The 20,892-nt window shown below is 67.1% G+C and carries 18 protein-coding genes and 4 tRNA genes; 11 read left to right on the top strand and 11 right to left on the bottom strand.

Annotated elements, in window-relative coordinates; translation table 11 throughout:
- Positions 1-32: 32 nt before the first annotated feature.
- The 4 genes from A5789_RS23575 to A5789_RS23560 form a co-directional block, all read right to left on the bottom strand.
- A tRNA-Phe gene (locus A5789_RS23575) sits at positions 33-109 on the bottom strand.
- Between the two features lie 32 nt (positions 110-141).
- Positions 142-215 (bottom strand) — tRNA-Asp (locus A5789_RS23570).
- A 28-nt stretch (positions 216-243) separates the two neighbouring features.
- Positions 244-316, bottom strand: a tRNA-Glu gene (locus A5789_RS23565).
- Positions 317-407: 91 nt separating this feature from the next.
- Positions 408-1,073: a TetR/AcrR family transcriptional regulator gene (locus tag A5789_RS23560; RefSeq protein WP_063017027.1), complete on the bottom strand. Its 666-nt coding sequence runs from the start codon at positions 1,071-1,073 to the stop codon at positions 408-410.
- Positions 1,074-1,993: 920 nt separating this feature from the next.
- On the opposite strand from A5789_RS23560, the gene A5789_RS23555 reads away from it, so the two are divergent.
- The 5 genes from A5789_RS23555 to phoU all read left to right on the top strand — a co-directional run bounded on the left by A5789_RS23555 (position 1,994) and on the right by phoU (position 8,143).
- A tRNA-Lys gene (locus A5789_RS23555) sits at positions 1,994-2,066 on the top strand.
- Between the two features lie 336 nt (positions 2,067-2,402).
- Positions 2,403-3,368 carry an acyl-ACP desaturase gene (locus tag A5789_RS23550; protein WP_063017025.1) on the top strand — a complete coding sequence of 322 codons (966 nt, stop codon included), beginning with the start codon at positions 2,403-2,405 and terminating at the stop codon, positions 3,366-3,368.
- 142 nt (positions 3,369-3,510) lie between these two features.
- Positions 3,511-4,632, top strand: a complete 1,122-nt coding sequence (gene dusB, locus A5789_RS23545; protein WP_197516698.1) for a tRNA dihydrouridine synthase DusB — start codon at positions 3,511-3,513, stop codon at positions 4,630-4,632.
- 176 nt (positions 4,633-4,808) lie between these two features.
- Positions 4,809-7,373 carry an LCP family protein gene (locus tag A5789_RS38035; protein ID WP_064902313.1) on the top strand — a complete coding sequence of 855 codons (2,565 nt, stop codon included), beginning with the start codon at positions 4,809-4,811 and terminating at the stop codon, positions 7,371-7,373.
- 98 nt (positions 7,374-7,471) lie between these two features.
- Positions 7,472-8,143 (top strand): phosphate signaling complex protein PhoU, encoded by a 672-nt coding sequence (gene phoU, locus A5789_RS23535; protein ID WP_063018103.1) that lies wholly within the window; start codon positions 7,472-7,474, stop codon positions 8,141-8,143.
- Positions 8,144-8,196: 53 nt separating this feature from the next.
- On the opposite strand, the gene A5789_RS23530 is transcribed toward phoU, so the two are convergent.
- The 7 genes from A5789_RS23530 to A5789_RS23500 form a co-directional block, all read right to left on the bottom strand.
- Positions 8,197-9,837: an MFS transporter gene (locus tag A5789_RS23530; RefSeq protein WP_064902312.1), complete on the bottom strand. Its 1,641-nt coding sequence runs from the start codon at positions 9,835-9,837 to the stop codon at positions 8,197-8,199.
- Between the two features lie 222 nt (positions 9,838-10,059).
- Positions 10,060-10,836 carry a phosphate ABC transporter ATP-binding protein PstB gene (pstB, locus tag A5789_RS23525; protein WP_063018102.1) on the bottom strand — a complete coding sequence of 259 codons (777 nt, stop codon included), beginning with the start codon at positions 10,834-10,836 and terminating at the stop codon, positions 10,060-10,062.
- A 19-nt stretch (positions 10,837-10,855) separates the two neighbouring features.
- Positions 10,856-11,755: a phosphate ABC transporter permease PstA gene (gene pstA, locus A5789_RS23520; RefSeq protein WP_063018100.1), complete on the bottom strand. Its 900-nt coding sequence runs from the start codon at positions 11,753-11,755 to the stop codon at positions 10,856-10,858.
- A complete protein-coding gene (gene pstC / locus A5789_RS23515) occupies positions 11,755-12,726 on the bottom strand; it encodes a phosphate ABC transporter permease subunit PstC (protein ID WP_030517450.1) in 972 nt (323 codons plus the stop codon). The genes pstA and pstC overlap by 1 nt, the downstream gene beginning before the upstream one ends.
- A 106-nt stretch (positions 12,727-12,832) precedes the next feature.
- A complete protein-coding gene (gene pstS, locus A5789_RS23510; protein ID WP_063018098.1) occupies positions 12,833-13,945 on the bottom strand; it encodes a phosphate ABC transporter substrate-binding protein PstS in 1,113 nt (370 codons plus the stop codon).
- A gap of 228 nt (positions 13,946-14,173) precedes the next feature.
- Entirely contained in the window at positions 14,174-15,151 is a 978-nt protein-coding gene (mshD, locus tag A5789_RS23505) for a mycothiol synthase (RefSeq protein WP_369817488.1), read from the bottom strand.
- A 236-nt stretch (positions 15,152-15,387) separates the two neighbouring features.
- Entirely contained in the window at positions 15,388-16,161 is a 774-nt protein-coding gene (locus tag A5789_RS23500) for a response regulator transcription factor (RefSeq protein ID WP_063018093.1), read from the bottom strand.
- Positions 16,162-16,471: 310 nt separating this feature from the next.
- On the opposite strand from A5789_RS23500, the gene A5789_RS23495 reads away from it, so the two are divergent.
- From A5789_RS23495 to A5789_RS23470, 6 genes are all read left to right on the top strand, one after another.
- Entirely contained in the window at positions 16,472-17,278 is an 807-nt protein-coding gene (locus A5789_RS23495; RefSeq protein WP_030517446.1) for an LmeA family phospholipid-binding protein, read from the top strand.
- Positions 17,275-17,721, top strand: a complete 447-nt coding sequence (locus A5789_RS23490; protein ID WP_063018091.1) for a thioredoxin family protein — start codon at positions 17,275-17,277, stop codon at positions 17,719-17,721. Before A5789_RS23495 ends, A5789_RS23490 begins: the two co-directional genes overlap by 4 nt.
- Positions 17,722-18,080: 359 nt before the next feature.
- Positions 18,081-18,566 carry a DUF4395 domain-containing protein gene (locus A5789_RS23485; RefSeq protein ID WP_063018089.1) on the top strand — a complete coding sequence of 162 codons (486 nt, stop codon included), beginning with the start codon at positions 18,081-18,083 and terminating at the stop codon, positions 18,564-18,566.
- A 64-nt stretch (positions 18,567-18,630) separates the two neighbouring features.
- On the top strand, positions 18,631-19,464 hold the full coding sequence (locus A5789_RS23480; protein ID WP_063018087.1) for a sulfurtransferase: 834 nt from the start codon (positions 18,631-18,633) through the stop codon (positions 19,462-19,464).
- Between the two features lie 6 nt (positions 19,465-19,470).
- Complete coding sequence (locus A5789_RS23475) at positions 19,471-19,776, top strand: DUF1416 domain-containing protein (RefSeq protein ID WP_063018085.1); 306 nt, start codon at positions 19,471-19,473, stop codon at positions 19,774-19,776.
- Between the two features lie 214 nt (positions 19,777-19,990).
- Positions 19,991-20,734 (top strand): FABP family protein, encoded by a 744-nt coding sequence (locus tag A5789_RS23470; protein WP_064902311.1) that lies wholly within the window; start codon positions 19,991-19,993, stop codon positions 20,732-20,734.
- The last annotated feature ends 158 nt before the right edge of the window (positions 20,735-20,892 follow it).

The following is a 20,892-nucleotide window of genomic DNA, read 5'->3' as shown; positions in this document are numbered from 1 at the left end:
TCCCCCTGACCAGGTGATATGTCAGGGGGATGTGGTGGCCAAGGCCGGGATCGAACCGGCGACCTTCCGCTTTTCAGGCGGACGCTCGTACCAACTGAGCTACCTGGCCGGGGCACCCGAACCGAATGCCGTACAACAAAGCGACCCTGACGGGACTCGAACCCGCGACCTCCGCCGTGACAGGGCGGCGCGCTAACCAACTGCGCCACAGGGCCTTGCATGCTCTCAACGGTGTTGCCACCGTACCCCCTACGGGATTCGAACCCGCGCTACCGCCTTGAAAGGGCGGCGTCCTAGGCCGCTAGACGAAGGGGGCCCGCCGGATCTCTCCGGTCCGTACCTCAACGGCTTCCGTTGGGAGCTCGCATAGCTTATGACAGGCTTTGCGCTATTCCCAAATCGGCTGGTCAGAGGCCCAGATTCAGATCTTCCAGGCGTGCCGAGGCCTTCCAGCCGTGCCGGCGGAACTCCTCGAGCCAATCCTGAGTCGCCATCGCCTCGATGATCACCTCCAGCGCCTCGGTGAACCGGGTGCGCAGATCGACCCCGCCGCCGAGCAGATCGATGATGTAGCGCTGTCCGGCCAGCGCGGCCGCCAGGGTGCGGGTGAACCGGTCCGGGTCGGTGTCCAGGCGCAGCTGCTTGCGGTCGACGGCACGCACCGCAAGCAGTCGCGCCGACCGGCTGACGATCCGGCTGCCGCCCGACCGCGCGTCCTGATAGAACTCGGGTTCGATCACGAGCCGGAACTCCGCCTGGGCGATGATGTCGTTCTCCAGGCGCAGCGCGACCTCGTCGATCATCCCGTGCATGATGTCCAGCGGCTCGAGATCCGTTCTGGCCAGCCACCTTTCGGTGGTCGCCCGATATCGTTCGACGGCAGCGTCCAGCACCGCCCGGGCCAGATCCTCCTTGGAATCGAAATGGAAGTACATCGCGCCCTTGGTCGCGCGCGATCCCTCCAATATGCGATTCAGCGATGCCGCGGCGTAGCCGCTCTTCCCGAATTCAACGGCGGCGGACCTGATGATCGCCGCCCGTGTCCGGCGGGCCCGCTCTTGCTGCCGTGCCATGCTCGAAACGCCTCCGAAGCTGCTTGCCGCCGGAGGAACCGATAGGGGACGGTCCTCGACGAGAAGTTATTAGATTTTCAAATACTTAATTCCGGGCTACCGCCCGGCTTTCAGACTTTTGGTACGAAAATTCGCAGGGATACCTGAAACACACCAGCTGGTATAGTTTCGACGTCCGGGTGCGCCGCAGGGGGTGCGCACCCGGGCGTTTTGTTCGTCTCGGATCCGCCTCCTGCGACGTCGTCTCCTCCGACCTCGCGACCGGCCCGGCCGATCGCGACATGTGCCGGCACAACAACCTTCGGCCGAATCCCAACCGCCGGAAGATCTCCCGGTTTCGCCGGAATTCACCAAGCGATCACCGTACCCCGAATCCCGAGACGACGCGCCACGTACCGAGGAGTCACTTCACCGGAAACCGGGACCGCTCGTGGCAAATGCCCGGTTAGCGCCCGCGTATGCGAATTCCGGCGCGCCCCAGCAATGTTCACCACCACGGCCGGCACCGTCGATACCCGGGACTCATCCCGGCCGCTGCGGTCGGCCACCGGGCGGATCCACCGACACGATCACCTCCCGTACCAAATATGTTGTCACGCACTACGTTTGGACAATGTTTCCACACTTCCGCGCTGAAACAAATTGCTGAGCAAGGAGATTGCCCGAGAATCGGCCGGGTATACGGGAACGCCCCGGCGCTGCCGGGCCGGCCGATCCGGGCACAGGTCCACCGGGCCGGGTCGGGCGGACGTCGCCCGGCGTTCAGGAGGCGCCCCGGGTCCCGCCGGCGGCGATCCCGCTCCCGGCAGCCGCCACTTCGCCCCGGAGGGCCGCGCCACCAGGGCAGATGCCCACCGCCACACCGTCACACGGATACCGGTTACCACTTCCGCGCGCGAAACATTAGACTTGCGGACCGCGCCCCTATAGCTCAGTTGGTAGAGCTACGGACTTTTAATCCGCAGGTCCCAGGTTCGAGCCCTGGTGGGGGCACACCGATGGGCCGGAGCGAGAGTTCCGGCCCATCGTCGTCTCGGGCTCTGTTTCGTGCCGCGACCAGCGGCGCGGGCACCCGGGACCCAGAAATCCGATGCTCGGCTAACGTTCACGACTCCCAGGCGATACACCGTTGGCGCACAGGTCTCCCACCTACACTCGCACCGGTTGGGGCATGTGCCGAACACCCTTATGAGTTCCGTCACCGATGCTGTGAACTCATACAGGTGCGCTTCGCATCACACCTACGGTGCCGTAAGGTATGGGCGGCGGCGGCACGGCCAGCAGGGGGGCGACCAGCAATATCGCAGGACAACACCGAAGGGCGTATGTATGGCAAGGGATCTGACTCAACTCGAGCTGCTGACGGAGTTGGAGCCGGTTGCCGAAGAAAACGTCAACCGGCACCTTTCGATGGCCAAGGAATGGCACCCGCACGACTACGTGCCGTGGGACGAGGGGCGCAACTTCGCCGCGCTGGGCGGCGTCGACTGGGATCCGGAGCAGTCGAAGCTCAGTGAAGTGGCGAAGGCCGCGATGATCACCAACCTCCTCACCGAGGACAATCTGCCCTCCTACCACCGCGAAATCGCCGAGAACTTCTCCCAGGACGGCGCCTGGGGAACCTGGGTCGGTCGCTGGACCGCCGAGGAGAACCGCCACGGCATCGTGATGCGCGACTACCTCGTGGTCACCCGCGGCGTGGACCCGGTGGCGCTGGAACAGGCCCGCATGGTCCACATGACCAACGGCTTCGCCTCCCCTGCCGAGGCCGACGCCGGCTTCCTGCACTCGGTCGCCTATGTGACCTTCCAGGAGCTGGCCACCCGCGTCAGCCACCGCAACACCGGCAAGGTGTGCGACGACGCGATCGCCGACCGCATGCTGCAGCGCGTCGCCGCCGACGAGAACCTGCACATGATCTTCTACCGCAACATGTGCGGTGCGGCGCTGGATCTGGCGCCCGACCAGGCCCTCGACGCGATCACCCTGATCCTCGAGAACTTCCAGATGCCCGGCGCCGGAATGCCGAACTTCCGCCGCAACGGTGTGCTGATGGCCAAGCACGGCATCTACGACCTGCGCCAGCACCTCGAAGAGGTCGTCCAGCCGGTGCTGAAGAAGTGGCGCATCTTCGAGCGCGACGACTTCACCGCGCGCGGCGAGGCGACCCGCGAGCGGCTCGGCCTGTTCCTCGACCAGCTGGGCAAGGACGTCCTGAAGTTCGAGGAGCAGCGCGACCGCATGCTGGCCCGCGAGGCCGCCAAGCGCGAACGCGACCTCACCGCGGCGAGCTGAGCTCACCGCACGACTACGACCGGGACCGGTGCCGCACGGCACCGGTCCCGTCGCACGCACAGGGCACCCCTGTGATCTCTCGCACTGTCATTCGGATGGGACACTGGAACTCGTGACCGCGGCACTCGACACCAGAACCGGATTGCGAATCGGCCCCTACCCCGTCGATCCGCCGGTGGTGCTCGCCCCGATGGCCGGGATCACCAATGTCGCGTTCCGCAAGCTGTGCCGCGAATTCGGCAGCCGCACCTCGATCTACGTCTGCGAGATGATCACCGCCCGCGCGGTGGTCGAGCGGCACGAGAAGACGCTGCACATGATGGCCTTCGACGAGGACGAACATCCCCGCTCGATGCAGCTCTACGGCGTGGACCCGAAGACGCTCGGCGAGGCGGTGCGCATCATCGTCGGCGAGGGGTGGGCCGACCACATCGATATGAACCTCGGCTGTCCCGTGAAGAAGGTCACCCGGCTCGGCGGGGGTGCGGCGCTGCCCTACAAGCGGCGGCTGTTCGCCGAGATCGTGCGGGAGATGGTCGCGGCGGCCGAACCCGCCGGTGTCCCGGTGACATTCAAATTCCGCATCGGCATCGACGACGACCATCAGACCTATCTCGACACCGGACGCATCGCCGAGGCCGAGGGCGCCGCCGCGGTGTCGCTGCACGCCCGTACCGCCGCGCAGCTGTATTCCGGCACGGCCGACTGGTCGGCCATCGCGCGGCTCAAGGAAGCCGTCACCACGATCCCGGTACTCGGCAACGGCGATATCTTCAGCGCCGCAGACGCACTCGCGATGATCGCCGAAACCGGTTGTGACGGTGTGGTCGTCGGACGCGGCTGCTTGGGCAGACCGTGGCTGTTCGCCGAGCTGAGCGCCGCGCTGCGCGGGGAGCCGATTCCGGAGGGACCGCGACTGGGCCGGGTCGGCGAGATCCTGTACCGGCACGCGACGCTGCTCGTCGACCACGACGGCGAGGACAAGGCCATGCGCGATATCCGCAAACATATGGCCTGGTACTTCATGGGCTTCCCGCTCGGTTCGCAGCTGCGCCGCAGCTTCGCGACCGTGGGCAGCCTGACCCAGTTGCGCGAGCTGATCGACCAGCTGCCGCCGGATGTGCCGTTCCCCACGGATGCGCAGGGACCGCGCGGGCGACAGGGCTCACCCGCGGCGAAGGTGGTGCTGCCGGAGGGCTGGCTCGACGATCCCGAGGATCCCACCGTGCCCGCGGCCGCCGATGTGATGCACAGCGGAGGCTGACGCGCAGATACTCTCCGACCTGCGCCGACAGTGATGGCTGGTTTAGAAGTGGCCAACTGTGGCGTAATCGTTATCATGGCTGGGGCCGATTCGGCCGGATGTGACTGCGCGTGCCGCCACCGGAGTGATGGAATCGACAGCTCCGGTCGCGACGAAGAGTGAAGTGAGGTTCGTTGGTGGGTGACGACGATCGGCGCGGGCGTTCGTCCCGGCCCGGAGGTCGCGCCCCGTGGGAGCGATACCCTGCGCCGGATTCCGACGACGCCCCTCGCAACCGGCGTGCGGACGAACCGCAGACCTCCAAGCCGATCACCGTCCACGACCTCGTTCAGCGGGTCGACAGTGAACGTATCGAGCGTCGCCGCAAGGACGAGGCCGCGGACAAGCGCCGCAAAGCGGGCGAGAGCGGCTCCGGCCGCGGTCGTAACCCGCAGCCGGAGGACGCCGGCCGTCAGGCCGGAAACCGCGGGCGCACAACGGATAACACCGCCCGGCCCGCCACCGGTGCGAACCGGACGGCCGGTCGCGGCAACCCGCGAGCCGCCCAGCCTCCGAACCCGCCCGGCCGGGGCGGCAGCGAACGCCGGGTCGATCCCCGCGACCTCGCCCCCGGCGCCGCGCCACGTCCCGCAGCACCCGGACCCGCAGCACCCGGGCCCACGGCCCGCGGGCAGGCGCCGACCGGCGCATCGGGCGCCATCCCGAACGCACGCGGGCGGACACCGGCCGATGGCAACGCCCCGGGCGGCAAACCCGGCCCCGACCCGCGCACCCGACGGCCGCGCCCCGAGCAGTCGGCCACGCCTGCGGCACCGGGTCGGCGAGGTCCCGATCCGAAGGCCGCGCCGCCGCAGCCCGGACCGGCCGCCGCGCTGCGTGAACCCGCGGCGGGCCCGCGCCCGTCGGCCGCGGCCGCTCCGGTCGTGCCGGGTACCGCCGCCGACCCGCGTCGCGTCGGCGGCGCATCCGACCTGCGCGCGGCACCCAAACCGGGATCGCGACCGGAAGCCGCCGCAACGCGAAGTGGCGCACCGGTTTCCGCCGATGTCCAGGCCACCACGGTCCACCGCGCCCCAGCCGCCGACAGTCCGGTCGATCGGCCGGTCGCCGGTAAGGCGCCCGTCGCCGAGCAGGTGACCGACCAGCTGCCCATGCCCGACGACGAATCCGGCACGGAGGCACAGGCTTCCGCCGCACCGGAGGCGGTGGGCAAGCCGCCGTTGTCGCGACTGGCGGCGAGCAGGCAGCGCCGGCGGCGGCGCGCTCGGCTCGCTGCCCGGGTGACCACCTCGATGTGTGCGGTACTGGCCCTCGTCATGACCGGTGTCGGCTGGAACTATCTGCGCGCCACCGACAACGGTTTCACCCAGGTGTCGGCGTTGGACGAGAATTCCACCGACATCGTCGACCCCGGCGGCCAGACCGGTGACGAGAACTTCCTCATCGTCGGCACCGACACCCGCGCCGGCGTGGACAGCCAGCTCGGCGCCGGCACCACCGAGGATGCCGAGGGTTCACGGTCGGACACGGTGATGCTGGTACACATTCCGGCGGACCGCTCCCGCGTGGTCGCCGTCTCATTCCCGCGCGACCTCGACGTCAGTCGCCCGGAATGCGAGGGCTGGGACAACGACAAGGCCAAATACACCGACGCGAAATTCCCCTCCGCGATCGGCGACAAGCTCAACGCCACCTATGCCCTGGGTGGTCCGAAATGCCTGACCAAGGTGATCCAGAAGCTGTCCGGTCTGAAGATCAGCCACTTCGTCGGCATCGACTTCAGCGGTTTCCAGTCGATGGTCGACACCATCGGCGGTGTCGAGGTGTGCACCAACCGGCCTCTGGTCGACGAGGAGCTCGGCACGGTGCTGCCGAATCCGGGTCGCCAGATCCTCAACGGCCCGACCGCGCTGGACTACGTCCGCGCTCGCCACGTGCAGGGCGAGGAACGCAGCGACTACGACCGCATCCACCGCCAGCAGCTGTTCCTGTCCTCGCTGCTGCGCAGTGCCCTGTCGTCGAAGGTGCTCTTCGACATCGGCAAACTCAACGGCTTCATCGGCGCGTTCAGCAGCCATGCCTTCATGGACAACGTCAACACCAAGGATCTGCTGATGCTGGGCCGCTCACTGCAGAAGGTGAGCGCGGGCGCGATCACGTTCCTGACGGTGCCGACCGCGGGCACCACCTCCTACGGCAACGAGATCCCCCGCGAATCGGATATCAAGGCGATCTTCCAGGCGATCATCGACGACCAGCCGCTGCCGGGTGAAAAGAAGGCGCCGGAGCCGTCCAAACCCGCTCAGGCCCCGGCCCCGCCGCAGCTGACCGCCGTGGATCCGAGCACGGTGTCGGTGCAGGTCTCCAACGGTTCCGGAGTGACCGGCGTGGCGAATACGGCGGCGACGAAATTCGCGGCCGACGGCTTCCAGATCTACAACGTCGGCAACTATTCCGGCGGCACGATCGACACCACCACCGTCCGCTATTCGGCCGGTCACGAGGCCGAGGCAGCGACGGTCGCCTCGGCGTTGCCCGGCGCGAAGCTGGCCGTGGCCTCGGGTCTGGGCAGCATCGTGGAGGTGGCGCTCGGCGCGGACTTCGCCGGCACCGTCGGCACACCGACCGCGTTCGGATCGCCGGTTCCCGCCCCGGCCGGAGCCACCGATGCCGCCGCGACGCCGGTCACACTCCCCTCCGACCTCGAACACGTCAACGCGGGTGACGACCTCTGCAAGTGAGCCGCGCTCACCTGCGGCGACATCGCCGATCGCACCGGCACCGACGATTCACCCACCGTTCGTGACTTGGTCAGAGCCGGGAACTAGTCTTTGGTTTCATGCGTGTCATCTACAACGAACAAATGGCCGAACTCGCCGATCTTCTGGGCGAGATGGCCGGACTGGCCGGCTCGGCCATGGAGCGGGCGACCCAGTCGCTGCTGCAGGCCGACATCGTGTTGGCCGAACAGGTGATCACCGAGTACGACCGGATCGCCGAGATGATCGCGCAGGCCGAGGAGAAGGCGTTCGCACTGCTGGCGCTGCAGGCGCCGGTGGCCGGTGACCTGCGGCAGGTGGTGAGCGCCATCCAGATCGTCTCCGATGTGAATCGGATGGGTGTGCTGGCGCTGCACGTGGCCAAGGTGGCCCGGCGCCGGCACCCGAACCACGCGCTCCCGGAATCGGTGAACGGCTACTTCGCCGAGATGGGCCGCATCGCGGTGAATATGGGCGCCGCCGCCAAGGAGGTCCTGGAGACGCGCGATCCGGAGCGGGCCGCGCAGCTCAACGAGGACGACGAGGCGATGGACGATCTGCATCGCCACCTGTTCTCCCTGCTGATGGACAGGGAATGGAAGTACGGCGTGGCCGCCGCCGTCGATGTCACGCTGCTGGGCCGCTACTACGAGCGCTTCGCCGACCACGCGGTCGAGATCGGCCGCCGGGTCGTCTTCCTAGTGACAGGTGTGCTGCCGCCCGACCCGGACTCCGAAACCGAGAAGATCTGAACCGGTTCCGCGGAGGTTGCTGCCCGTCCGGAGCACGGACGGGCAGCGAGTTTTCATGTCCGACTGATGGCATCGGCTTTCGCCGGCTCCTCCTCCGAGGTTCGGCCCAGCAGTAGCGACGCGCCGCGCTCGGGCTTCCACGGCAACAGCACCGCGACGAGCACCGCGCAGACCAGCAGGGCCCCGACCGCCGCCCAGGATGCGGCCGTCGAGCCGGCCAGCGCGGCCACCTTCATGGCATGCACCAGATCGGCTTTCGCACCGGCGAAGAACGGGCTGATCGGCGCCTTGACGATTTCCAGCACGCTGATGGGGGTGTCGCGGGCCAGGCTCTTCTGCGTGGGATTCATGATCGCGTCCGGGATCGCGTCGATGCGGGCGCCGACTCGACCGGTGTAGACCGAGGTCATGATCGAGCCGAGGACGGCGACGCCGAGGGTGCCGCCCACCTCGCGGGTGGTGTCGTTGACCGCCGATCCGGCGCCCGCCTCCTCGATCGGCACCGCGCCCATGATGGATTCGGTGGCCGGTCCCTGCACAACGCCGAAGCCGACACCCATCAGGACCATCGAGACCAGAACCGTTCCCAGATAGGGCGTTTCGACGGTCACCCGGCCCGCGAAGAACATGCCGACGGCCAGCAGGAGCAGGCCGCACACGACGGTGGCGGTGGTGCCGATGCGCTGCGCGGCCAGCGTCGCCACAGGCGCGCCGAAGCCGACCGCGGCCGCGAAAGGCAATGAGTGGATGCCGAATTCGAGCGCGCTCAATTCCTTCACACCCTGGAAGTACTGGGTGATCAGGAACAGGAATCCGAAGGCACAGAAGTAGGAGACGGTGATCGCCAAGGCCGGGATCGAGAAGCGCCGGATCCGGAACAGCCGCATGTTCAGCACCGGTGATTCCACCCGCAACTCCCAGATCACATACAGCGCAAGCAGAATCAGCCAAACTGCGTAGCCGCCGACGCTGCGTCCGGACAGCCAGCCGTGCTTCGGCGCCTCGATGATCGTCCACACCAGCGTCGTGACCGCCACCAGCGAGAGGCCGATACCGAGCACGTCGAGCCGCCCGCTGTGATCGGCCCGCGATTCCGGGACGACGACGAGCACTGCCGCGATCGTGATCGCGGCGATCGGCACATTGATCCAGAACACGGCGTGCCAGCTGAAGTATTCGAGCAGCCAGCCGCCGGTGACCGGCCCGATCGCCACCGCGATACCGGCCATGGCGGTCCACAGCGCGATGGCCGCGGCCCGGGCGCGTGTCTCCGGGAACAGGTTGATGATCAGGGCCAGCGTCGCCGGGAACACCGCGGCGGCGAAGACGCCCATGCCGGCCCGCGCGGCGATCACCTGGCCGAGGCCCGAGGACATCGCACCGGCGGCCGACATGACGGCCACACCCGCCAGGCCGATGATCATCAGCCTGCGGCGGCCGTAGCGGTCACCGAGATGGCCGAGCGGCAACAGCAGCCCGGCGAAGGCCAAGGTGAACGCGTCCACGATCCACTGCAGCCCGCTCATCCGGGCCTGCAACTGCACCGCCATCGACGGCAGGGCCACATTGACCAGCGTGTTGTCCAGTACGACCAGCAGTTCGGCCAGACAGATCGCGACCAACGCGAAAACCCGCATACGCGTCGCGATCGGAATCCCCTGCTGGGCTACAGGTCTCGCCGTTGACACCGACATCCCGCTCCTGACTATAACGATCGGTTTAGTTCAGGAGGAAGGTAACTGTTACCACGAGTGTCAGACAACCGACTACGGTATGAGATGAGCGAGCACACAACTCGGACGACGATGTGATACTCGACACACGCACCTCTGTGCGCATGAGAAAACCCCGTCCACCAGGGACGGGGTTTCGAAACGCGGAGGGACTCAGCCCGCGATCAGAAGGTTCGGAGAACTTTATCCGAAGCGGCCGGAGATGTAGTCCTCGGTCGCCTTCTGGGTGGGGTTGGAGAAGATCCGCTCGGTCTCGTCGATTTCGATGAGCTTGCCGGGCTTGCCCTGGGCTTCCAGGTTGAAGAACGCCGTCTGATCACTCACGCGCGCGGCCTGCTGCATGTTGTGGGTGACGATGACGATCGTGTACTCCTTCTTCAGCTCGGAGATCAGGTCCTCGATCGCGAGTGTGGAGATGGGGTCCAGCGCCGAACACGGCTCGTCCATCAGCAGCACGTCGGGCGAGACCGCGATCGCGCGGGCGATGCACAGACGCTGCTGCTGACCGCCGGACAGGCCACCACCGGGCTTGTCGAGGCGATCCTTCACCTCGTTCCACAGGTTGGCCCCACGCAGCGAGCGCTCGGCGACCTCTTCGAGCTCCTTGCGGTTGCGCACCCCCTGCAGCTTCAGCCCGGCCACCACATTGTCGCGAATCGACATGGTGGGGAACGGGTTCGGCCGCTGGAACACCATGCCGATGGTGCGCCGCACGCCGACCGGGTCGACCGCGGAGCCGTAGATGTCCTCACCGTCGAGCAGCACCGCGCCCTCGACGCGGGCGTTCGGAGTCACCTCGTGCATGCGGTTGAGCGAACGCAGCACCGTCGACTTACCGCAACCGGACGGGCCGATGAAAGCGGTGACGCTGCGCGGCAACACGGTCAGCGACACATCGGATACGGCGTGGAATTTGCCGTAGAAGATGTTGAGATCTTTGACGTCGATCCGCTTGGCCATTGTCGTATTCCGTTCGCTTCTATCGATTCCGCGTGAGCAGTTTGTTGACCACGGCCGCGCCGATGTACAGCAGGGCGATGATCAGGATCAGCGTCAGCGACGCGCCCCACACTCGCATCCGGCCGGCCGCTTCCGGGTTGGCCAGTTCCTGGTAGATCATCAGCGGCAGCGACGCCATATTTCCGTTGAAGATGTTGGAGTTGATCGACTTCGAGTAGCCGACGAGGACCAGCACCGGCGCGGTCTCACCCATGACGCGGGCGACCGCCAGCAACATACCGCTGATCATGCCGGGCAGAGCGGTCGGCACGACGATCCGCAGGATCGTCTTCCATTTCGGGATGCCCAGCGCGTAGGAGGCCTCGCGCAATTCGTCGGGCACGAGTTTGAGCATTTCCTCGGTACTGCGCACCACCACCGGCAACATCAGCAGCACCAGTGCCAGCGACACCGCGAAGGCCGACTGCGGGAAACCGAAGGTGGCGATCCACAGCGCGAAGACGAAGAGCGCGGCCACGATCGAGGGCACACCGGCGAGGATGTCGACCATGAAGGTGGTCGTCTTCGCCAGCCAGCCGCGGCCGTATTCGACCAGATACACGGCGGCCATGATGCCCAGCGGCACCGCGATCACCGCGGCCACCGCCGATTGCACGATCGTCCCGTAGATCGCGTGGTACACACCGCCCGCGAACTGGTCGGGCAGCACGCCCTTCTGCGACTTGGACCACCAGCCACTGCTGACGATCGCGTGGAAACCCTTGCTCAGCACCAGGATCAGCACCCAGCCCAGCGGGACCAGCGCGATGCCGAAGCACAGCCACATGACCGAGGTGGCGAGGTTGTTGCGGACCTTGCGGCCCATGCTCACGTGGCGGAACGTGGGCGCCTTGATCGGCTTGTCCAATGTGGTGGTCATCACCCGTTCACCTTCCCGCCGGCGGCGATCCGAGCCAGGGCATTGACGACGAAGGTCAACGCGAACAGTACGAAGCCCGCCGCGATATAGGCGCCGGTCGGCAACGCCTGGCTGAATTCCGAAGCGGCCGAGGCGATCTTGGAGGCGAAGGTGTAGCCACCGTCGAACAGCGACCAGTGGCCGGCCGAGGCGGCGGTGCGCAGCACGATCAGCACCGCGATGGTTTCACCCAGCGCGCGGCCGAGCCCCAGCATGGAACCGGCGATCACACCGCTGCGGCCGTACGGCAGCACGGTCATCCGCACGACCTCCCACTTGGTGGCGCCCAGGGCCTGTGCGGCCTCGATGTGCGCGCGGGGAGTCAGGTGGAAGACCTCGCGGCTGACCGAGGTGATGATCGGCAGGATCATCACCGCGAGCACGACACCGGCGGTGAAGATCGTGCCACCGCCGCTGATGGAGACGTTGCCTTCCTTGAACAGGAAGAACCAGCCCAATTTGTCGTTGAGGAATTGTTCGAAGGGCGCCAGCTTCTCGGCCAGCACCAGGAAACCCCACAGACCGAACACGATCGAAGGCACCGCCGCGAGCAGATCGACCAGCATCGCGAACGGACGCGAGAGGACCTTCGGCGCGTACTGCGTCAGGAACAACGCGATACCGACGCCGAGCGGCACGGCGATCAGCAATGCCAGCAGCGAACTCAGCACCGTGACCATGAACAGGTCGCGGATGCCGAAGTGCATGTTGTCGGCATTGGTGACGTTGAACTCGGCACTGGTGAAGAAGTTCGCCTTGTTCGCCGCTACCGACGGCACCGCGCGAATCAGCAGAAACAGCGCGATGAGCGCGATCGCCGCGACGATCGTCGCCCCGGCGGCCGTGGCCAGGGAACGGAAAACGGTCTCCCCCCGGCGGCTGTGGCCGCCGGCGATGCGACCGGCCGGCTTGTTGCTCGACTCACTCGGCATGGAGGAAGTATCTCCCGGCGGGACTTCGTTGCCCGTCCGCGGGCCGGTCGAATCCGACTGGCCCGCGGCGGTGACTTCGTCGTGGACGGTCATCAGGGTTTCGCAATCAGGAGATGGCGTTGATCGCGGTGGTCAGCTTGGTCTTGAACGCATCCGGGATCGGCACGTAGCCGGAGTCCTCGAGTCCGTTCTGACCGTTGGTGATCGCCGAGGTCAGGAACGCCTTGACGGCTTTGCCGGTGTCGGCGTCGGCGTACTTCGAGCACACGATCTCGTAGGTGGCCAGCATGATCGGGTAGGCGCCCGGATCGGTCGGCTTGTAGAACGAGTTGGTGTCGATGATCAGGTCGTTGCCCTGACCGACGATCTTCGCGGCGGCGATGGCCTTACCGGCCGACTCGGTGTTGAGCGCCACCGGCTTCACGGCGGCATCGGTGATGATCTGCGCGGTGGACAGGTTCTGCGACCGCGCGAAGGACCACTCGTTGTACGTGATGGAGCCCTTGGTGCTCTTGATGGCGGCCGAGGTGCCCTCGTTGCCCTTCGCGCCCTCGCCGACACCGCCGGCGAACGCCTTGCCCGCGCCCTTGCCCCACGCGCCGTTGGAGGCGGCGTCCAGGTAGCGCTGGAAGTTGTCGGTGGTGCCCGACTCGTCACTGCGGAAGATCACGTGGATCTCGTCCGACGGCAGGTTCACGCCCTGGTTCAGGCCCTTGATCGCCGGGTCGTCCCACTTGGTGATGGTGCCGTTGAAGATCTTCGCCGCCGTCGGGCCGTCGAGGGTCAGGTTGGTGACACCGTCGAGGTTGTAGGTGATGGCGATCGGACCGAAGACCGTCGGCAGGTTCCAAGCCGGTGCGCCACAACGGTCGGCGGCCTTCTTCGGCTCGTCCTTCTTCGGGTCCAGAGCGGAGTCCGAACCACCGAAATCGGTCTGGCCGCCGACGAACTCGTTCACGCCGGCGCCGGAGCCGCTGGAGGTGTAGTCCAGCTTGGCGCCGTCGCAGTTCTGCTCGTAGGCGGCGATGAAGCGGTCCATCGCGTTCTTCTGAGCGGAGGATCCGCTGGCCTTGAGAGCCTTCTTGCCACCGCAGGCCACATCGACCTTGGTGGTGTTACCGGTCGCGGCCGAGTTGTCGTCGCTACCACAGGCAGTCAGTGTCAGAGTGCCGGCAGCCGCCAGCACACCGAGGAGAGCGCCGCTGCGCTTGAAATTCACCTGTTCCTCCGGGAAACGCTTCGTACACGCCCGATCCCTCAACGACCGGACGGGTCCTGTGGGTGGCCGTTCGCAGAGAACTTGCGCACCGAGCAGCGAATGCCGCCCACGATCAAAGTAGATTCGTCCGGTTGACAGTGGGACCTGGGCAAGTGAACGCAGGGTGAACAACCCGGCGCGATTGCGGTTCGGACCTGTGAGATTTGCCGCAGTGTTACTGCGAGGGTATCAACGCGCGGTGTAGGCGACGTCGATATGGGCCGTCTCGAACCCGAGACGAGTATAGGTGTGCACGGCCGCGGTGTTGTCGGCCTCGGTGTAGAGGATCACCGCGCCGAGTCCCCGATCGCGCAGGTAGTGCAGGCCCGCGAGGGTCAGCACGCGTCCCAGTCCGCGGCCCTGCGCGGCCGGGTCGATGGCCACCACGTAGACCTCGCCGACCGCGTCCGAGGTCTCGTCCGGCTCGTGCACCTTGGTCCAGTGAAAGCCCAGGATATGGCTGGGATCCGCGGGATCGGCGGCGATGAACAGGCCCTTCGGGTCGAACCAGGGCGCCGCCCGCCGGACCGCGATCTCGGCCTCGGTCCAGCCGCCCTGTTCGGGATGCCAGTGGAAGGCGGCGCTGTTGACCCGCAGGATCTCCGCGTCGTCGGCGGGCCCGGCATAGGTCCGCAGCACGATGTCGGCAGGCACCTCCAGCTCGGGTAGCTCGACGGTTGCCTGATCGCCCTCCGGAGCCTGTGTCAGGGGCCGCCGCATCTGCCACAACTCGCGTGCGATCGTCAGCCCGAGCCGGCCGGCGACCGCCCGCGCCGGCGCCAGATTGCCGTGCGCCCAGATCCGCGCACCCGGACCACCCGCTTGCAGGGCCGCCGCGACGAGCGTCGCGCCGATACCGCGCCCGCGCGCCCGCGGATCCACCACGGCCTCGGCCATCGCCGGGTGATCACCGTGTGCCGGAACGAGATTCGCGTACGCGACGAGTTCGCCGTCACGCTCGACGACCAGATGCCGCGTCCGGCCGGTCGGCGCATCGGCGTCGGCATCGTCGTGCGCGGGCGACGCGGATGCGGTCACCGAGAGCACTGCTTGTTCGGAGATCGGCGCGACCGCGTCGGCGGCACCCGCGCGTTCCACCAGCTCCACGATCTGCGCCGCGGTCGCTGGGGCCAATTCGGTGGTCCAGTCCGGCACCTGCACGCTCACACCCATCCCTCGCTCATTCGTTCACGTCCGCCGGCAACCGGCACATGCGGCAATCGGCCCCTCCCAGAACGTGCTCGGCTACCGCCCTGATTCCCGCCCGCGGCGGCCGGCTACCCCAGCGGCCGGTTTCGTTTCGGCGCAACCGTTTTCGCGGGCCGATCGTCCGTGCCGCGGCCAACCGCAGCGGCATCCCGCTCGTCCATCGCACCCCGGCCCGCTCAGGCCCGTCACCGATCTCAGGACGAGCTGCCGTTGACCTGCGTCAACTGCGAGTCGTCGGCGCCGTCGTCGCCCTCGTCCGGGAGGCCGGCCGGCTGCTCGCTGCCCTTGTTGTTGGCCGAGCGCGCCGGGCGAACCGCCTTGTAACCGACGTTGCGGACGGTGCCGATCAGGGATTCGTACTCACTGCCGAGTTTGGCTCGCAGCCGCCGCACGTGCACGTCGACCGTGCGGGTGCCGCCGAAGAAGTCGTAACCCCAGACCTCCTGCAGCAACTGGGCGCGGGTGAAGACCCGGCCGGCGTGCTGGGCGAGATATTTCAGCAGCTCGAATTCCTTGTAGGTCAGATCGAGTGGGCGGCCGCGCAACCGCGCGGTGTAGGTGCCCTCGTCGATGACCAGTTCGCCGAGTGTGATCTTGCCGGTGTTCTCCGGGCTGGCCGCGCCGCCGTTGCGGGCGACCAGCAGGCGCAGCCGGGCATCGAGTTCGGCCGGACCGGTTCCCGGCAGCAGGATGTCGTCCAGTCCCCAATCGGCATTGACCGCGACCAGACCGCCCTCGGTCAGCACCGCCACCACCGGCACCGAGGAGCCGGTGCTGCCGAGCAGTCTGCACAGTCCGCGCGCGGCGGCCAGATCGGTGCGGGCATCGACCAGAGCCACATCCGCGGTACCCGCCTCGAGCAGTGATGCCACCTCGGTGGGCGCGGGCCGCACATTGTGCGGGAGCAGCGCCAGGGACGGCAGCACGGCTTCCGGGTTCGGATCGGAGGTCAGCAGGAGCAGCTCCACCGGCTCTCCTCCCAATCTGGCATGTCCGCGGGCAACCTCGACGTCAATCGCGAATCCATGCGCGTCGGCACAGGTAATTCGTGCCTACATTAGCGCGTGCGCGGCGCCGATCATGTATTGCGCACTCCGCCGCACCCGCGCGGAGACCAGCGGTGATGGCCGCCGCCGCGCCCACGCCCGCGCGCCCGCGTGGTCCGGGCAGATATCTTCGTACCGGGTAGCCTCTCCTCGAGACGCCCACGCCTCGTACCCCTCCGCGCGCGACCGCAGTGTTCCGCGCGCACGGACGGCCTGAACTCGGAGCATGTGGATGAGAAAACTGATCGTCGGACTGCTGCTGGTGGTCGCGATCGCCGTAGTGGTCGATTTCACTGCGGCGGCCTACTCGGAGTACCGGGTATCGCGGTCGCTGCGGGCCGGCGGTGAACTCAGCGCCGATCCCGAAGTGACCATTCACGGCTTCCCGTTCCTGGCCCAGACCGCGCGCGGCGACTACCGCAACCTCGAGATCCGGGCGCGCGCCAACCGTCCCGACATTCCCGGCGAGATCCTCGTCGAAGCCACCCTGAACGGTGTCCACCTGTCGATGCACGATCTGGTGGACAACGACATGCGCTCGGTGATGGTCGACCAGGTGGCAGGCCGGATGCGGATCGAACCGGTCGAGCTGGGGCGCCTGTTCAACATTCCGGACCTCGAGGTGGTCACCCGCCCGGCCGACAAATCCGACGGCACCGGGGGTTCCGGCGGGTCGGGCATGACCACCCAGGGCGCCCTGGTCCTCACCGGCACCATCCAGCTCGGCCCGGAGACCCGCAGTACCGACCGGGTGAGCGTGAAGGCCGATCTGTTCCTCGACGGAGATCAGATCAAACTGGTCGCCACCGACCTTTATCACGGCGGCGTCGATACCACCGCGCCCACCACCACCGCCGCGGAACTGGGTCCCGACCTGGACAAGGCCGCGGTACTGGCCCGCTTCACCCGCACCATCGACACCAAGGATCTGCCGTTCGGGGTGCCCCCGAAGAAGGTGCAGGCCATCGGCGGCAATATCGTGGTAGAGGGGGAAGGGGAGAATATTCGCATTGATATGGACAGGTTTGCCCGACCATGATTGAACTCACGATTCTGGCCGTCGTCCTGCTGGCCGGGGTGGCCGCGGGTATTGCCCTGCGCTACCGCGAGGGCCGCGTCCGGACGGCCAAGACCACCGAGATCGCGGGTTCGCGTACCGAACTGCTCAGCGCCGTCGGTGTCACCGAGGCGGTGCCGACCGTCCTGCACTTCTCCGCCGAATGGTGCGGTCCGTGCGCAGCGGTCCGGCGGGTGGTGGCCGGGGTCGTCGCCGATCTGGCCGATACCGTGCAGCCGCCCCGCGACGTCGAGGTCGATATCGACGCCGAGGCGGACCTGGCGCGCGAGCTCAATGTCCTGTCGCTGCCCACCACGTTCGTCTTCGACGCCCACGGGCGCGAGCGGTTCCGGATCTCGGGTGTGCCCAAGGCCACCGACCTGCGTAGCGCACTGGCTCCGCTGACGGTTCCCGAGGCGGCCTGAACTTCCTGCTCACAAGGGCTTTTCGGCCGTTGCTCGAACTGTCCCCCACGCCGTCTACGCGCCCGGCGCCCGCCCGTGTTTCGTACCCCGGGTCCAATTCCCTCCCGAAACCGGGTAAACTGCTTGGCGTGCAAACCCGCCGAGAGCTGATGCTCACCCGACGCCGCACAGTTGATCTGTGCCGCCTCGGCGGTTGTTGCTGCCTGTGCATGTAGCCGGTCGGCCTTTCGTATCCCCTGCCGCCGACCGGTTTCTCCACCGCGTGTGAGATCTCGTCGATCCCCCGGTGATCCGACCTATCTGACGGATAACCCGCAACCGGATAAGCCAGATAAGCCTTCTTCAGCGCAGGAGTTCCCGTGCCCCAGAACACCAACTCACCCACCGGTCAGGTGGACGTCCGCGGACCGCGGTTCGCGGCGTGGATCACCACCGGTGTCCTCGTGCTGGTCCTGATCGTCTCCGCCTTCTCGACCGCCGCCGCCGCGGTGCTGATCGCCCTGCAAGCGATCGTGTTCGCCCTCGGCGCGCTGTACGGTCCGCGGCGCAGCCCCTACGGCTGGGTCTTCGCCACCTTCGCCGCGCCGCGCATCGGCCCGGCGACCGAAACCGAGCCGGTGCCGCCGCTGCGGTTCGCACAGCTGGTCGGTTTCGTCTTCGCGATCGTCGGTTTCATCGGCTTCGCGGCCGGGGCCGGCGTGGTGGGCGCGATCTTCACCGCCTTCGCACTGTTCGCGGCGTTCCTCAACGCGGCGTTCGGAATCTGCTTGGGCTGCAAGATCTATCCGCTCACCCAGCGGCTCGGCGCGCGCACCCCGGTCACGACGAGCAACTCGGCGAACTGACCGCCCCCACGAACCACAACTCATCTCTCCACATACCCCGGCAAGTCACATCGAAAGGAACAACATGGCTCGCTCCGATGTCCTGGTCTCCGCAGACTGGGTCGAAGAGAACCTCAACACCCCCGGCGTCGTGATCGTCGAGGTCGACGAGGACACCTCCGCCTACGACACGGGCCACATCGAGGGTGCCGTCAAGATCGACTGGAAGAAGGATCTGCAGGATCCGGTTCGGCGTGACTTCGTCAACCGGGAGCAGTTCTCGGATCTGCTGTCGGCCCGCGGTATCGGCAACGACGACACCGTCGTTCTCTACGGTGGCAACAACAATTGGTTCGCGGCCTACGCGTACTGGTACTTCAAGCTCTACGGCCACCAGAACGTGAAGCTGCTCGACGGCGGCCGCAAGAAGTGGGAGCTCGACGCCCGCCCGCTGTCGACCGATGCGGTGACCCGTCCGGCGACGACCTACAAGGCCTCCGAGCAGGACCTGTCGATCCGCGCCTTCCGCGACGACGCCATCCAGGCGATCGGCGTCAAGAACCTCGTCGACGTGCGTTCGCCCGACGAGTTCTCCGGCAAGATTCTCGCTCCCGCGCACCTGCCGCAGGAGCAGAGCCAGCGTCCCGGCCACATCCCCGGCGCCATCAACGTGCCGTGGAGCAAGGCCGCGAACGAGGACGGCACCTTCAAGTCCGACGAGGAACTGGCTTCCATCTACAAGGAAGCGGGCCTCGACGGCGAGAAGGAGACCATCGCCTACTGCCGCATCGGTGAGCGCTCGTCGCACACCTGGTTCGTGCTGCAGGAGCTGCTGGGCCACAAGAACGTCAAGAACTACGACGGGAGCTGGACCGAATACGGCTCCCTCGTCGGTGCACCGATCGAGTTGGGAGCGTAAATAGATATGTGTGCAGCACCTACCCAGGGTCAGGCCCTTCCGGCCAACGTCGACACCGAGAAGGAGACCGTCCTCACCGGACGCGTCCTCGATGCGGACGGTAACCCGGTAGGCGGCGCCTTCGTCCGCCTGCTGGACTCGAGCGACGAGTTCACCGCCGAGGTCGTGGCCTCCGGCACCGGTGATTTCCGCTTCTTCGCCGCGCCCGGCACCTGGACCATCCGGGCCCTGTCGTCGGCCGGCAACGGATCGGCCAAGGTCAGCCCCGAAGGGGCGGGCGTCCACAACATCGACGTGAGCGTCGCCAAGTAACACCGACGCCGAGCGTCGACGGCACGCGCCGAAAACTGCGCTCATCGCACGCGAACGGCCCCGGGATTCGTTTTCCCGGGGCCGTTTTCGTCTTCGCCGAGCGGGTCGTTAAACTCCGATATGTGGTCTTAACCTTCGAGATTCTGCTGGTCATCTGCTCCGTGCTGATCGCCTGGTTCGGGCTGTACGTCCTCTACCGGCTCTTCACCGAGTCGTGACCGATTCGGCGAGCGAGAACGTCGAAAACGCAGCGACCAACGGACACGCCTCACAGGCGCATGCCGAGGGGCGCGAGAGCGATGACGCGGCTCGCCGCAGTGACAATGACGCGGCTCGCCGCAGTGGCGACGAGGCGGTAGCCGAGGCTGCCGAGCGCGCCAAATCCACCGGCGGCCGCAACATTCCGCAGCTGCCGGGTCTGCCGCTGCCCGAGGACACCGCGAATCTGCGACTGGGTCCCGATCTGAGTGCCTCCATGCTCGCGCTGCTGCCCCTGGTGGGCGTCTGGCGCGGTGAGGGCGAGGGCAACGATCCCGAGCGCGGCGGCGACTACCACTTCGGCCAGCAGATCATCGTCTCCCACGACGGTGGCGACTATCTGTCCTGGGATTCTCGTTCCTGGACCATCGACGCCGAAGGCAACTACTCCGGCCCCGATCTGCGCGAGAGCGGCTTCTGGCGGGTCGGCATCGACGGCGACGACGAGGTCATCGAACTCCTGCTGACCCACAGCTCCGGCATCGTCGAACTCTTCTACGGCCAGGCCCTCACCCAGTCGTCCTGGGAACTGGCCACCGACGTCGTGATCCGCAGCCAGTCCGGCGCGGTGGTCGGCGGCGCCAAACGCCTCTACGGCATCGTCGAAGGCGGCGACCTCGGCTACGTCGAGGAACGAGTGGAAGCCGACGGCGCCCTTAAACCCCGCCTCTCCGCTCGCCTCCAGCGCTACATCGGCTGAGCCGAGCCCGGGCAACGTCGGCCCTGATCTCAGGCGGAAAGAGCACGGCCCCCGAGCCGTACCGCGGAGATCTGATCTCTCGCGGTCCCGGTCGGACAAACCGGGGGCTCGGGGGCCGGGTGACTGCCTTGGATTAGTTCAGCGCTCGCGCGGGGACC

It is taken from the genome of Nocardia sp. 852002-51101_SCH5132738, assembly GCF_001665695.1.
GTDB lineage: Bacteria > Actinomycetota > Actinomycetes > Mycobacteriales > Mycobacteriaceae > Nocardia > Nocardia nova.
This window is presented reverse-complemented; position numbering and strand designations above follow the sequence as displayed.

Excerpts from the sequence above, each read along its gene's own strand:
- A5789_RS23560 (WP_063017027.1), bottom strand. The coding sequence starts at position 1,073 with ATGGCACGGCAGCAAGAGCGGGCCCGCCGGACACGGGCGGCGATCATC.
- A5789_RS23550 (WP_063017025.1), top strand. The coding sequence starts at position 2,403 with ATGGCAAGGGATCTGACTCAACTCGAGCTGCTGACGGAGTTGGAGCCG.
- phoU (WP_063018103.1), top strand. The coding sequence starts at position 7,472 with ATGCGTGTCATCTACAACGAACAAATGGCCGAACTCGCCGATCTTCTG.
- A5789_RS23530 (WP_064902312.1), bottom strand. The coding sequence starts at position 9,837 with ATGTCGGTGTCAACGGCGAGACCTGTAGCCCAGCAGGGGATTCCGATC.
- pstB (WP_063018102.1), bottom strand. The coding sequence starts at position 10,836 with ATGGCCAAGCGGATCGACGTCAAAGATCTCAACATCTTCTACGGCAAA.
- pstA (WP_063018100.1), bottom strand. The coding sequence starts at position 11,755 with ATGACCACCACATTGGACAAGCCGATCAAGGCGCCCACGTTCCGCCAC.
- pstC (WP_030517450.1), bottom strand. The coding sequence starts at position 12,726 with ATGCCGAGTGAGTCGAGCAACAAGCCGGCCGGTCGCATCGCCGGCGGC.
- A5789_RS23495 (WP_030517446.1), top strand. The coding sequence starts at position 16,472 with ATGAGAAAACTGATCGTCGGACTGCTGCTGGTGGTCGCGATCGCCGTA.
- A5789_RS23490 (WP_063018091.1), top strand. The coding sequence starts at position 17,275 with ATGATTGAACTCACGATTCTGGCCGTCGTCCTGCTGGCCGGGGTGGCC.
- A5789_RS23480 (WP_063018087.1), top strand. The coding sequence starts at position 18,631 with ATGGCTCGCTCCGATGTCCTGGTCTCCGCAGACTGGGTCGAAGAGAAC.
- A5789_RS23475 (WP_063018085.1), top strand. The coding sequence starts at position 19,471 with ATGTGTGCAGCACCTACCCAGGGTCAGGCCCTTCCGGCCAACGTCGAC.